Below are 13,175 nucleotides of genomic sequence, written 5' to 3'. Positions count from 1 at the left end.
TTCAAACCGAGTCCAAAACCATTTTACTGCAAAAAATTTCACTCCCGCGGCTTGACGTTTTCACAGGGGGGTTCATATTACCTCCATCCTATTTTGAATAAATAAACCGGAGGAATACACAATGGCTAAGAACGAAATCGGCGTTCGTCCGCTTCACGACAGAATTCTTGTTCGCAGAATGGCGGAAGAAGAAAAAACTGCAGGCGGTCTTTTCATCCCTGATACAGCAAAAGAAAAACCACAAAAAGGTGAAATCATCGCGACTGGTAAAGGTCGTGTAACTGAAGACGGCAAAATCTTGCCTCTTGAAGTTAAAGTTGGCGACAAAGTTCTTTTCAGCAAATACGCAGGAACTGAGTTGAAACTTGAAGGCGCAGAATACTTGATGATGCGCGAAGAAGACATCCTTGGTGTTTTTAACTAATTACTAAATCCATACGGAGTATATCATGTCTAAAGTATTAGTATTCTCAGAAGACGCTCGCGCACACATCCTTAAAGGTGTGAACACTCTTGCGAACGCAGTAAAAGTAACATTGGGACCTAAAGGTCGTAACGTTGTTATCGATAAATCTTTCGGTTCACCAATGATCACTAAAGACGGTGTAACTGTTGCTAAAGAAATCGAATTGGAAAACAAATTCGAAAACATGGGCGCGCAAATGGTTAAGGAAGTTGCTTCCAAAACTAATGACGAAGCCGGTGACGGTACAACTACTGCAACTGTTTTGGCTCAAGCGATCTACCGCGAAGGTGCGAAACTAGTTTCTGCAGGTCACAACCCAATGTCTATCAAACGTGGTATCGACAAAGCGGTTGCAATCATCATCGACGAACTTAAAGCAATGGCGAAACCAGTTAAAGGTTCAAACGAAGTTGCTCAAGTTGGTTCTATCTCTGCAAACAATGACAAAGAAATCGGTCAAATGTTGTCAGACGCTATGGATAAAGTTGGTAAAGAAGGCGTTATCACTATCGAAGAATCTAAAACTGCTAAAACTGAAGTTACAGTAGTTGAAGGTATGCAATTCGACCGTGGTTACTTGTCTCCATACTTCGTAACTAACGCAGAAAGAATGGAAGCAGTTCTTGAGAACGCTTACGTACTTGTCTACGACAAAAAAATCTCTTCTATGAAAGATATGATCTCTATTCTTGAAGGCGTTGCTAAGCAAGGTCGTCAATTGTTGATCATCGCTGAAGACGTTGACGGTGAAGCATTGGCAACTTTGGTTGTCAATAAACTTCGCGGCACTCTTCACATCTGTGCTGTTAAAGCTCCTGGCTTCGGTGACCGTCGTAAAGCTATGCTTGAAGACATCGCGATCTTGACTGGCGCGAAAGTTATCTCTGAAGACATCGGTCGTAAACTTGAGCAAGCAACTATCGCTGATCTTGGTGTTGCGAAACGTATCGTTGTTGATAAAGACAACACGACAATCATCGATGGTTCTGGCAAAAAAGCAGATATCACTGGTCGCGTAAACGCTATCAAAGGTCAAATCGAAGAAACTTCTTCTGACTACGATAAAGAAAAATTGAAAGAGCGTTTGGCTAAATTGGCTGGCGGCGTAGCTGTTATCCACGTTGGTGCTCCTTCTGAAGTTGAGATGAAAGAGAAAAAACACCGCGTAGAAGACGCTTTGAACGCGACTCGCGCTGCTGTTGAAGAAGGTATCGTAGCTGGTGGTGGTACTGCTTTGCTTCGCGCTTCTGCAAAAGTTGATAAAACTAAATTCTCTGAAGAAGAAGCTTTCGGCGCGATGATCATCAAACGTGCTTGCGAAGAGCCAATTCGTCAAATCTCTGCGAATGCAGGTCTTGATGGCGCAATCGTTTTGGATCGTATTATGCAAAACAAATCTGCTTCTTGGGGCTTCAACGCATACTCTGACGAGTACACTGATCTAATCAAAGACGGTGTGATCGATCCAGTTAAAGTTGTTCGTTGCGCTCTAACTAACGCAGCTTCTGTTTCTTCTTTGATGCTTACTACTGAGACAATGATCGCAGAAGCACCTAAGAAAGAATCTCCAATGCCAGCAGGTGGCGGCCACGACATGGGCGGCATGGGTGGTATGGGCGGCATGATGTAAGCCTCTGGCTTGCATTAGCTTCCTAAAATTAAAAAGCCTGAGTTTTGCGACTCAGGCTTTTTTTATGCTCTTTGTGAAAAGGTGTTAGGCACCTTTTAGAACATGTACTGGATGCCGCCTAAGAGGGTGGTCATTTTGTGGCTAACGGTGCTGCGGTTGGCTCCGCCGTTATAGTCTGAGCTGAAGTTTTCAAACAGCAACTCCCCTTTGATGGCGAATTTCTGTCTTAAGCGATAATTACCAAAGAAACTAAAGCTGTTAATTTTGCTGCTGTTGCCAGCTCCTGAACTTGGGCTTTCGCTCATCGTTGGATTCATGAACAGATCAAAGCGACCGCCGAGTTCGAATGGAATTTCAGGTCCCAGAGGGAACGAGCCACCCAGGCTGATCATCAAGCCGCCATATTTATTGGATGTAAATGCGACCTCAGGACCGCTGTCGTCGACTTTGAAATTCGTGTCTTGATATCCAGCGCTTAATTGCAACTTAGGTCCAAAGAAGTCGTTGCTCAGCAGGAAATTGTAACCGCCAGTCACTGAGTACTGTGACATTGATTCGTTTAAGGAACTTGGTGATGAACCCGCCAAGCTGTTGTCGATTGAGAAAACGGATTGGCGAAGGGAAGCACCGATAAACCATTCTGGGTTCAACCAAAGCTCGCCACGGATTAAAAGATTAGGCGCAAGGTTTGAGTTTCCAGAGATGGATTGTGCTGTCGGAGAAGTGATCTTTACGTTTTGCGAGTATGAAGAAAAGCCCGCAAGTACTTCCACTTTACCGTATTGGGGAGCTGGTTCAGGAGTCCACTCTTTCGGGTCATCGCCGAATGCCACGTCTTTGTCGGGACGAGTGGTTACATCCGTCAGAATTTTTCCGGATGGAGTTGTGATCGGCGTCGCATACTTAACAAACTCATCTGGCATCACTTTCGATCCGACTGTGATCACACCGGGTTCTTTTTCAAGTTCGATGTAACCAAAGCTTAAATACGGTTCCACTTTGAAAAGTTTCACTCGGCCTAACACTTCTTTTTCAGTACTGACCAGGATTTTCAATTTAGGGTGGCGGTTCACTTTGATGATTTGAACGACGGAAACCCGGCTATCGGGTTTCAGGCCGTAGTTACTGCCTAAATTCAAAGTCACTTGCTGACCGCGGCGGCTTAAAATCACTGCGCGGAAAGGCATGCGGTTTTTTATATTATTAAATAAAATGCTCGCCTGCATTTTAATATCTGCAGTGTCGAAGCCCTTGTAATCTGTAAGTGTTTCTTGAGTCAGAGGAAGTCCTTCACGACCGACGAACAAGGTCAGAGTCATCGAGATACCGCGAGGACCGCGAATGATTTTGGATGTGATAGCAGCATCCGCTTTTGCTGTTTGCAAAAGCTTTTGAACCTCAGCAGGATTCTCGTCCAACGTTTCTGATTTAATTTCCAGATTTTTGGGATAGTTCCCCAAAGACCATTGCTTGTCTTCGTTTAACTGTTTGCGAATTTGCTCCTCAACAGGTTTTGCGTAAATTCCACCAAGATTGTCAGTGGTTGGAACCAAAACGATCGATTTGATCGCCAGATCTTGGTCCACAGTGCTGACGTAAGCATTCTGGGCAAAGGTCTTAAAGCCAAGTGCGAAAACCACGGTGCTAATGAGCATTTTTATTTTCATATTTTAATTCTGCACGGTGAATGAAAAGTCGTCAATTTTGGGTCAAGTAATTCGGACCGTTGCCGAAACTATTTTTATGAAATTTCATTCTCAATTTACTTTATTGATCGCTTTCGCTTTAATGACTTCAACTTCATATGCACAGTCTAGTCTGGAAGGTTTTTCAACTGGACGTTACGAGGTTCGTAAGGCACTTACGCCTGCTGTAAAAACAAAGCGAAATCCTGCTCAGGCTGCTAATGCAGAAGTGGTAGAAGCTATGAAAGATGATCCGGTCGCTGCAACGACGGCAGCTGCCGCAGTTACTACGACATCAGCTTCTACGGCACAAACGCCTGCAACAACAACAGCCGTTTCTACAGTTGTCACTACGACGCCAGCACCGACATCCGCACCAGCGGCGACGGTGACGCCTGTTCCATCGGTTGCACCTGTGGCGACGGAGCCAAGCATCGGCGATCAAGCGGAAGCTTTGTTCACGAATAAAGCAGATAAGATCTATGACTATTATGCCGAGACAATTCATCCTGATGATATTCGTAACAATCGTCTGGAAGTAGAGATCTCTCCTGTAGCAGTTTACAACGAATCAAAATCAAACTATTCATTCCGCGAGTATCAAAGCTTTTACGATGCTCTTCGCTTTAAGGCGAACGTGTGGTTGACGCCTTTGATTGGCGTGAGTGGTAAATTCATGTTTTCCATGACTTCGGATATTGATTCAATGGAGGCGGATAAATCCCGCGTTCCGGCAAAATATGAATTCTTGGATTTGGGTCTGAACTTCCGTAAATACTTTGGAAATTCTCGTAAATCGAACTCGTTGGAATTTTCAGTTCTTTACGGTCAGGATAAAATGAATACTCCAAGTGATGCGGCAAACAGAATCCGCATCAGCAGTACCGGATTTGGTTTGGGTCTTAAGGCCCGCATTCCAACTTCTGTGGAGTACGCTTGGGTTCTTGGCGGCAGTTTCTTTCCTCGCTTACAACATAAAGAAACAGCAACCAGCACAGGTGTAAGCTCTGGCTCAATCGAGGAAAGCTCTCGCTTGGGTGTTGAGTTTGGCGGAGAGTGGCGTTTGTCACGATCAAGTCAGCTCTTGTGGGGACTGGAAGCATCTGCAGAACGAAATATGTTTGATGGACCGGCAAGCCAACCAGACCCAAGTACGGGTGTCACTCCTAAGAATGTCAGCGTAACGAATTCTTTGTATCTGTTTTCCCTAGGCTATCGTTGGGGCCAATAAAATCCACTCATCAAAAGGCTGCATGGCTTCTATACTGAAGCCATGAAGATACGTTTCACTGTTATCGATGATGCCGCATTTCTGCGCGAGCTGATTAAAAATATAATGAGCTCTGCCGGACACATTTGTGTTGGCGAAGCAGAAAATGGAAACGATGGCATTCGCTTGGTTTCTTCTGTTCTGCCCGATCTTGTATTCTTAGACATGGTCATGCCGCTCCGTAACGGTCTTGAGTCTGCCCGTGCGATCAAAGAATCTCATCCTGACATTATGATCATTGGCTGTTCGACTATTGATAACGACGCCATGATTGAAAAGGCGCATGAAGCGGGCTTTGATGCGTATATCACCAAGCCGTTTACTAAAGAAAATTTATTGATGGTCGTTTCAAAAGTGTTACCGCAGGCGGGAGAATCAACTCATGGAAGAACTTAAATTTGTATTGAAGACTTTGGCATTCACGATGGTTTTGATTGTGCTTGCTCAGGTAAAAGTGGGTGGGGCTTCGATTGAGTCCTACACATTCCGCTGGTTGCAAAGATCAACGGTGTCTCAGTACATTCAAAGTGCCGCAGCTGGTGGCGCAATGGCCTTAAAGAATCTGACAGTTCATGTAAAAGATGGCGTGGTCAGTACGGTGGATGGCTTTCAGGAAGGCTCTCACGAAAAGGCAGTACGCTAATTATCTAACAGCTTTTGTAGAAGATACTTTTACTGATGCTTGAGCTTTAGCAGCGATATTAGAAGATGTTGCTGCTGTGTTTTTAAAAAGGCCGTTGTTTGAGCGAGGTCCGCAAGCACCGTAAGAAGTGGAAGAGATTGCCAAAGCTGCGATTACGATAAGTGTAGTTAGTTTCATGTGAACTCCTTTGTGCGTTGGATACTTACATCTAATGCATCCGACATGCCAAAGAAGACGTTTCAGACTGAGATTTCAGTCACGAAGAATCAAGTACTTAGAAATTTCAAATCTCATAACGAGACACACGTGCCACACGACGCCGTTTTGCGCGCACCGGTGACAAGGCATTGATCATACCCAAAAAAGGAGTGAACGACCTGGGGGGGTGAAGGCCGCTCACTCGGCAAGGACTTTGATTAACATCTTAAGAGCCTCTGATACCTTTAACTGCTTTAGACTTAGTTGAATCAGAAGAACCAGATTTTGCTACTTTGTAGTCGGAAGCCGTTTTGTCGTGCATGCGACCTGCGATCTTTTGGTTGCAAACAGGAGCGGCGCTGCCGGCTGCATGGGATACTGACGCAGCTGTGGCAATAGTTACCGCGATCATCAATGTAATAGCTTTCATACTATCTCCTTTGAAGTGAAATAAGACTTCAAGGGGATCTATTGCAGCTGGTGTGCCAGAAGGCCTGTCTCGGACTGGGACGGGATCTTTGTGATATCAATAGGTTAGGATTAAGTGGGGCGAAATAAAAAAGGCCCTCTTTTCAGAGAGCCTTTTTAGGCGCTTCCATTGTTTAGGAAGTTAACACTAGTCGCTCAAGCCGCCTTGGCCTTTTGAAGGAGAAGTGTCGGATGAACCAGCACCCGCTTTAAGTGATGGATTTGTGTTCTTAGTAAGAGGCACATCAGTAATGTGTTTGTTCTTACAGTTAGCGCAAGTACCTTCTCCGTTAAGACCTGCTGTCGTTCCAGATTTCTGCTCCGGATAACCAATCTTCTCGTTGGACTCATTACCGCTAACTGACTGGGCGTGAGCCGCTGTGGCCATCAGAGTACATACTGCCAATAACAATATTTTCTTCATAACGATCTCTCCCTAGAGATATAGCTCTGCAGTTGCAGGCGCGATAATGTCGAGCAAGTTATTGAATGTAGAGGCCACTTGCATTGCCACTGATGGACCTTCTTTACTATCTACCTTGTTAATCTCACCATTCGATTTATACGAAACCTGAATAGTGCCTAAGCCCGGGCGAGTTACGATCGCTGGTTTACCATAGCGCTCTTCGTATTCGATCTTAACAACTTTCTTAGCTTGATCTGTGATGGTAGCAATACGTCCACGATTATCATAAGTCATGGAGATTTTCTGACCATCAGAGTTCTGTGCGAAGTTTAGATTGCCTTTACCATCATATTTAAACTGAGTGGCCTTGGTAGTAACTTTCTGACCTTTTTGGTTAAAGAAAGTCGTCGATACCTGGCTAACCTTTTTGATTGTCTGGTCATATTCAAACGCCATGCGTGTCGCTGGAGTGGCTTTAACTTTCACCAAACCATCTGCGTAGTATTCGTAAGAAATACGCTCAGCATTTCTGCGGATGCTTGTCGGTTTACCGAAAAGCTCGTGATAGCTGATATCTGTTACATTGCCATTTACTGTCGTCATTACACGTTGCAAGTAAAACTGACCGTCAGCGCGTTGTTTGTGCCAGAATTCGTATTTGTTATCGGCAACAGTCTCTTTACCGCAAACTTTCTTAACCGTAGACCAGTAGTGATTTTGCGGGTCGTTTTGAGAGAATTCGTACTTGTAGGCCTCTGTACATTTATCACGATCTGTAAATGACGTAACCCAGTCGTTCTTTTTATCGTATTTAACAGCGATAAAAGTCTTATCCGGCCAAGACGCTTTTGTCAGGTTGTGAAGATCATCGTACTCGTAGGTGTAAGTCTTTTGCCAAGCATTCTTAACTGACGACAAATCATCCAAATTCGCAAATTTATAATCCACATTCAAACCATTCGGGCCTGTGATGGATTTAACTTTCTTGTTTTGGTAGTACTTGAATGTCAGACGACGACCGTTGTTATCTTCAACTTTCGAAACCAGGTCTTTATCGTATTCAAACTTCAGGAAGTTACCGTTTTTGTCGTAGATGTGAGTCAACTTACCTTGCGGGCTAAAACGTTGAGCGCTGCCGTCTGGAAGAGTGCGCGTGTAATACGTTTTATTGAAAGTAAAGTTTTCGACCTCACGACCGTTGGCAAAGAATTTTGTGCCTTCTTTGACCTGAACCGCTACACCATATTTTCTGGCGAAATCTGCACGGGCGTTATCATCTTCAAGCAACTGAGTTTTAAGAGAAGTCAGGTACGCTTCGGTCACGCCGACTTTCTTTTCTGCTTTCATTTTATTGATGATCGAGTTGATGGTGTTATCAACATCTTTACGAGTGACTTCGCGTTGGGAGTAGGTAACTTCCATACCGCCGCCGCACTCTTTGATTTTGATATTACCTTCACCATTTACTTCCATGCTGGTTTCGAAATCAGAGCACCATCCGAAACCAAACATCCCGTTGAAAAGTGAACGGCTATTATAAGTTCTGATAATTTTAAGATCGTAACCAGTTCCTGGTACGTCCATGTCTATCCACGTATTGGAATAGTTGGCATTCTTCATGTCGACAAGAGCATACGCTTGCGCCGAGAAAAGAACGGCCACTGCAATAAGTGCCTTCTTCATTATGTCTACCTCTTCCCTGAAACTCTGACGGACTACACTTTGATAGTAACAAGTTTTTTGATGATGACACCACCGATAATTTGCAGAGCTAGCATGGCGAACAGCAACACTAGACCTAAGGTGGTACTAAACATGGGCTTGATAAAGGCGGGATCGATGACCAAAAAAACGATCATTAAAAAGAATGGAATCAAAGTAACGATGATACCTTGCATGAGGCCCTGGGCCGTCATTGCCTGGATTTTCTTTTCAACTTTTTGTCTCTCGCGAATGACTAGGACGATGGTCTGGAAAGTCTCTGCGAGATTACCACCAGTCTCTTTTAAAATGTTGATTGAGGTTACAAACATCTGCACATCGGGACGGGGAATACGATTTCCCAAGTCGTTCAAAGCACTCTCAAAGCTGTCACCCACCTGCATTTGGTAAAGAACTTGCGAGAATTCCTGACTGATCGGATTTCCCATGATCTCAACAACACGTTTCATGGATTCCTGCGGATTCGAACCAGCTTTAATACCGTTCGCCATGATCGTAATACCGTCAACCATTTGATCTACGAAAGAAGTACAACGGCGTTCATACAACATGCGCACGATTAACAGTGGCAACTGCCAGCCTGCAATTGTTACAGAGGCACCAAAGAATGCGCCGACTAAAACGCTTGGCCAGAAAATCAGAAAGACCAAGGCACCTAAACCGAAACTCATCAGTAAAATAAGAATCGTGATCTTTTTTTGATCCGCTTCCATTCCCATAAGGCGCATGATGCGAATGACTTCTTCACGTTGACCCAGGCTGCGCTTATGCAGAAGCGCTATAGCTTTTTCCGCCCACAGAATGACCATCACAAAAACGATCGCGCCAAAGAGTGGGATTAATACCCATTCTTTAGCAAGCAATGTTTTTAAGAATGCCCAAACTGCTGCCATACTTTAGCCAACCTTTTTCGGTGGTACTACGCCACCTGGCATTTTAGGCATCAACCCACCTTGTGCTGGAGGAGTCGGGCCTGTTGGTTTCGCTTGCGTCGCAGGATCGTTACTGAAAATTTCACGAGGGATAACAACACCCTTGTCACTCAATTTTTGAATGAAGCTTGGGATTGTACCAGTCGCTTGAAAGACCCCTTGGATTTTACGGTTTTTATCGTAACCAGTTTCTTTAAAGCGGAAGATTTCTGCCAAAGTAACAACGTCACCCTGCATGCCGGCCACCTCAGTGATGCTCATGATTTTACGGCTACCATCTGATTGACGGGAAATTTGAACGATCAAATTCACTGCGCCCGCAATTTGTTCGCGGATGGCACGGACTGGAAGATCCATGCCCGCCATCATCGACAGAGTTTCCAAACGGGCAATACACTCGCGCGCACTGTTCGCATGGGTTGTCGTCATCGAGCCATCATGACCTGTGTTCATCGCTTGCAACATATCCAAAGCGGCGCCGTCACGGCACTCACCGACGATGATGCGATCAGGACGCATACGCAGGGCATTCTTGATAAGATCACGAATATGAATGGCGTTATTACCTTCCATAGAAGCGGGGCGAGTCTCCAGACGAACCACGTGTTCCTGTTGCAATTGCAACTCGGCCGCGTCCTCGACTGTGATCACACGCTCATTGGAAGGAATGTATGAAGAGAGCATATTTAGTAGTGAGGTTTTACCGGAACCGGTACCACCAGAGATCACCACGTTCAGACCATTTTCCACGCAGATGCGCAGGAAATCGATCATGTTCTTAGTGATACTGCCGTACTCAATATACTTTTCAGCGGTGATACCGCCTTTTTTAAATTTACGAATTGTCAGTGCCGGGCCATCGATAGAAAGAGGTTCAATCACCGCGTTCACACGGGAACCATCTTTCAAGCGGGCATCCACATAAGGAGTCGAATCATTGATCTGACGACCCAGTGGTGTCACGATACGCTCGATAATACGGCGTAAGTGATCATTGGAAGTAAAGGTCACAGGACTTAAAGCAACTTTACCGCTTTTCTCCACAAAGATTTTTTTATGACCGTTTACCATGATCTCAGTCACGGCTGGATCAGCCAACAAATCTTCCAAAGGCCCCAATCCCAAAGCTTCCTCTAAAACTTCTTTGATGATTTTAGAGCGCTCATCACGGGAAAGCTCCGGTGCTTCCTTGTCGACGATAACTGTGATTTCACGTTTAGTTTTTTCGCGAACTTCTTTTTCTTTGTTTTCGTCTTTAGTATCTGTCAGAAGTTTTTTTAGATCCACGGTACGGATCAATTCATTGTGCACGCGGATCTTCATCAGTGTGCGCGGGTCCATACCATTACTGCCAGGAACAGGAGCGCTTGCGCCCTCAGAAGCTGTAGGTGCTGGTTTTGGACGGGACAGAGTTTTAAGTCTTTGCAAAACGCCACCCGTAAGTTTACGGGAAAGATCAAAGTAAGAAGCTGTCAGGGGAGTTTTTGGCGCACTGATGATGAATGGTTGATACTTTTGCAAAGCCATATTTGTTGTGGCTTCATCTTGAGGAATGATTCCCAAAAATGGTAATTGCAACTGATTGGAAATAGCTTGCGGAGACAAACCTGTTGGGGAGGCTTTGTTTACGACAAGCTGGAACATGTCTTTCGGGAATGTTGCTGACAACAACTCATTCACAAGTCTTTGTGTTTGAGTCACAACCAGAACTTCAGGAGTAGTAACGATCATGATCGCGGTAGCTTCTTGAAGAACAGCCATTTGTGCCGGGCCCAGGTCATTACCCACGTCAACCACGACAAATTTAAATGCACGAGAGAAGAACTCCATGAGCTTACCAAGAAGATCAGGAGAGATACTTAAAGATTCTTCCGGTCCACGCACAGCCCCTACATAGCCTAAGCCAGAGGGATGCATCGTCACCAGAGTATTCATTGGTTGAGAATTTAAAGAACCCGTGAATGTAGAAAGCTCTTTCAGAGTTTTCACAGGCTTCAAACCCATAATTACGTTTTGATCGCCGACGGATTTAGAGTCAGCGTCAACAAGCAGAACCTGAGTACGAAGTTCAGTCATCAAGGCGCAGGCAAAGTTAGCAGCGAAGACGCTTTTACCTACGCCCCCTTTACCACCAACTACAGCGATGAGATTACAATTCGGATTGATAGCCAATGCGGACCTCCGCTAAACTTATCGGCTTCAGGGATCAATCCGTATACGCGACATTAGTCGCGCAGACGGAATTTTTTCTTAATTTGTTCAGAGCCCGCACTTGCAGACGTCTTAACAACTGGAGTTACGAAAACCACAAACTGACTTTGTTGTTTCGCGAATTCTTTGGATGCATACAAGCTGATGATAGGGTTCTTTTGTCCAGATGGACGGTTGTAACCAGTCGAGGATGAGTTACGGATCAAACCACCCACGGCCGCACTTTGACGGTCACGAACCACCACGGAGCTGGACATTTCATTCGAGCTTGTGATGGGCGCACCGGCAGGAGTACTACCGATCATGCTGGATACCTTAAAGGCCATATCCATACGAACGCTGCCAGACTTTTCACCCATAAGAACCGGCGTGATCGTAGTTACGATACCCACTTCGGCAAAGGCCGTACCTTGCGTACCGTTTTGTCCGATAACTGCGTAAGGTTGGTTGGTTACCTGTTTGATCTCACCTTTTTTACCATCTTCCACGATCATGCTTGTGCTCTCTAGAACGCGGGCTTGACCATGTTGTTTCGCCCAGTTCAGTTTCGGCAACAAATTAGAAACTGTACCTGTGATTGAACTCACCACACCACCAGCGGCTTCGCCACCAGTTTGGAAAGTCATCTGCGAGTTATCACCAAGCTCCGGTGTGAACTGGAACTTAAAGTTCTTAGAGTAGTCTTTTTGCAATTCCACGTAGTGCACAACCAATTGAATCATCTTTGGTGGTGGCTTCGGCGCAGATTCTTTGATTTGAATCAGATTGATGACACCTTCATTCGCTGGATTACGGGTTTTGATAACACCTTTTTCCACAGCGGCTTCCACAATGCGGTCTGGAAGATAAGTTTTTGCGATGATTTCAGCACGAGCTGATTCATCAGCACTGTTTGCCCAGCCTTGAAGAATGATTTTTTCATTCACGGCACGGACTTCGATTTCAGGATTATTGATGTCGCGGGCGATAAACTCAGCAATCTTCTTTTGAGCAAGGGGGCTTAAGCTCACGATAGAAGAAGCCTGGTTACCGAATTGGGAAACGACGTTGAAAATACGCGCCATATCCTTAGGAAGAAGGATCTGACCGTCGACAACGACTTTATCATTCACGATTTTGATATTGATACCTTCGATGTCTCCCAATAAAGAGCGCATCTCGCGAACGATTTTATCAAGTTTGGATTTTTTAACGTCAATGCGATATTCAGCAACGATTTTACCATTGCGTTTATCGTGGATAGTTAAAGTGGCAAAACCTTCAGTGCGTGGAGTGAAGCGAATGACATTAAGGTCCTTCGCGTAACTTGCAGTCACGATACGACGGAAGTCGCCTTTGAATTCCACGTTGTCTGGAATAGGAGGAAGTTTTTCGTCCAATTCAATTCCCAACGTTAAGTTGATGAACTTACGTGAACGGAAAGCTCCACTGCTGTCTTCGCCAGATGTTGACGGTGATGCAGAAAGATCGTCTTCTGCATGCGCAACAGGTGCACAAAGACTGAATACAAGCCCCATTGTAAGCAGTATATGTTTCATTGGTTC

General features: G+C 45.0%; 13 protein-coding genes. 5 read left to right on the top strand and 8 right to left on the bottom strand.

Going from position 1 to position 13,175, the window contains the following annotated elements:
• The first annotated feature begins 136 nt into the window (after positions 1 to 136).
• Together groES and groL are read left to right on the top strand one after the other, a co-directional pair.
• Entirely contained in the window at positions 137 to 424 is a 288-nt protein-coding gene (groES, locus tag ACLSU7_RS11380) for a co-chaperone GroES (RefSeq protein WP_168196705.1), read from the top strand.
• Positions 425 to 449: 25 nt separating this feature from the next.
• Positions 450 to 2,096, top strand: a complete 1,647-nt coding sequence (groL, locus tag ACLSU7_RS11375) for a chaperonin GroEL (protein ID WP_413292014.1) — start codon at positions 450 to 452, stop codon at positions 2,094 to 2,096.
• A 95-nt stretch (positions 2,097 to 2,191) separates the two neighbouring features.
• Here the strand turns inward: groL and ACLSU7_RS11370 are convergent, their stop codons facing one another.
• Positions 2,192 to 3,763 (bottom strand): hypothetical protein, encoded by a 1,572-nt coding sequence (locus ACLSU7_RS11370; protein ID WP_413292013.1) that lies wholly within the window; start codon positions 3,761 to 3,763, stop codon positions 2,192 to 2,194.
• Positions 3,764 to 3,839: 76 nt separating this feature from the next.
• On the opposite strand from ACLSU7_RS11370, the gene ACLSU7_RS11365 reads away from it, so the two are divergent.
• Genes ACLSU7_RS11365 through ACLSU7_RS11355 form a run of 3 tightly spaced genes read left to right on the top strand, consistent with a single transcriptional unit; the run spans position 3,840 to position 5,694 of the window.
• Positions 3,840 to 5,012, top strand: coding sequence for a hypothetical protein (locus tag ACLSU7_RS11365; RefSeq protein ID WP_413292012.1), 1,173 nt, complete (start codon positions 3,840 to 3,842; stop codon positions 5,010 to 5,012).
• 42 nt (positions 5,013 to 5,054) lie between these two features.
• A complete protein-coding gene (locus ACLSU7_RS11360; RefSeq protein ID WP_413292011.1) occupies positions 5,055 to 5,447 on the top strand; it encodes a response regulator in 393 nt (130 codons plus the stop codon).
• Positions 5,434 to 5,694, top strand: coding sequence for a hypothetical protein (locus tag ACLSU7_RS11355; protein WP_142698532.1), 261 nt, complete (start codon positions 5,434 to 5,436; stop codon positions 5,692 to 5,694). Before ACLSU7_RS11360 ends, ACLSU7_RS11355 begins: the two co-directional genes overlap by 14 nt.
• On the opposite strand, the gene ACLSU7_RS11350 is transcribed toward ACLSU7_RS11355, so the two are convergent.
• The 7 genes from ACLSU7_RS11350 to ACLSU7_RS11320 form a co-directional block, all read right to left on the bottom strand.
• Positions 5,695 to 5,871, bottom strand: a complete 177-nt coding sequence (locus ACLSU7_RS11350; RefSeq protein WP_413292010.1) for a hypothetical protein — start codon at positions 5,869 to 5,871, stop codon at positions 5,695 to 5,697.
• Positions 5,872 to 6,118: 247 nt separating this feature from the next.
• Complete coding sequence (locus tag ACLSU7_RS11345) at positions 6,119 to 6,322, bottom strand: hypothetical protein (RefSeq protein WP_413292009.1); 204 nt, start codon at positions 6,320 to 6,322, stop codon at positions 6,119 to 6,121.
• A gap of 186 nt (positions 6,323 to 6,508) precedes the next feature.
• Positions 6,509 to 6,784 (bottom strand): hypothetical protein, encoded by a 276-nt coding sequence (locus tag ACLSU7_RS11340; protein WP_413292008.1) that lies wholly within the window; start codon positions 6,782 to 6,784, stop codon positions 6,509 to 6,511.
• Positions 6,785 to 6,796: 12 nt separating this feature from the next.
• On the bottom strand, positions 6,797 to 8,449 hold the full coding sequence (locus tag ACLSU7_RS11335; RefSeq protein WP_413292007.1) for a DUF6531 domain-containing protein: 1,653 nt from the start codon (positions 8,447 to 8,449) through the stop codon (positions 6,797 to 6,799).
• 32 nt (positions 8,450 to 8,481) lie between these two features.
• On the bottom strand, positions 8,482 to 9,381 hold the full coding sequence (locus ACLSU7_RS11330; RefSeq protein ID WP_413292006.1) for a type II secretion system F family protein: 900 nt from the start codon (positions 9,379 to 9,381) through the stop codon (positions 8,482 to 8,484).
• 3 nt (positions 9,382 to 9,384) lie between these two features.
• Positions 9,385 to 11,592 carry an ATPase, T2SS/T4P/T4SS family gene (locus tag ACLSU7_RS11325; RefSeq protein ID WP_413292005.1) on the bottom strand — a complete coding sequence of 736 codons (2,208 nt, stop codon included), beginning with the start codon at positions 11,590 to 11,592 and terminating at the stop codon, positions 9,385 to 9,387.
• Positions 11,593 to 11,645: 53 nt separating this feature from the next.
• A complete protein-coding gene (locus ACLSU7_RS11320) occupies positions 11,646 to 13,169 on the bottom strand; it encodes a type II secretion system protein GspD (RefSeq protein WP_413292004.1) in 1,524 nt (507 codons plus the stop codon).
• Positions 13,170 to 13,175 lie beyond the last annotated feature (6 nt).

The sequence above is a fragment of the Bdellovibrio sp. HCB185ZH genome (genome assembly GCF_047302455.1).
GTDB lineage: Bacteria > Bdellovibrionota > Bdellovibrionia > Bdellovibrionales > Bdellovibrionaceae > Bdellovibrio.
Note: the sequence above shows the minus strand (reverse complement) of the source record. Positions and strands in the feature narration are given on the sequence as shown.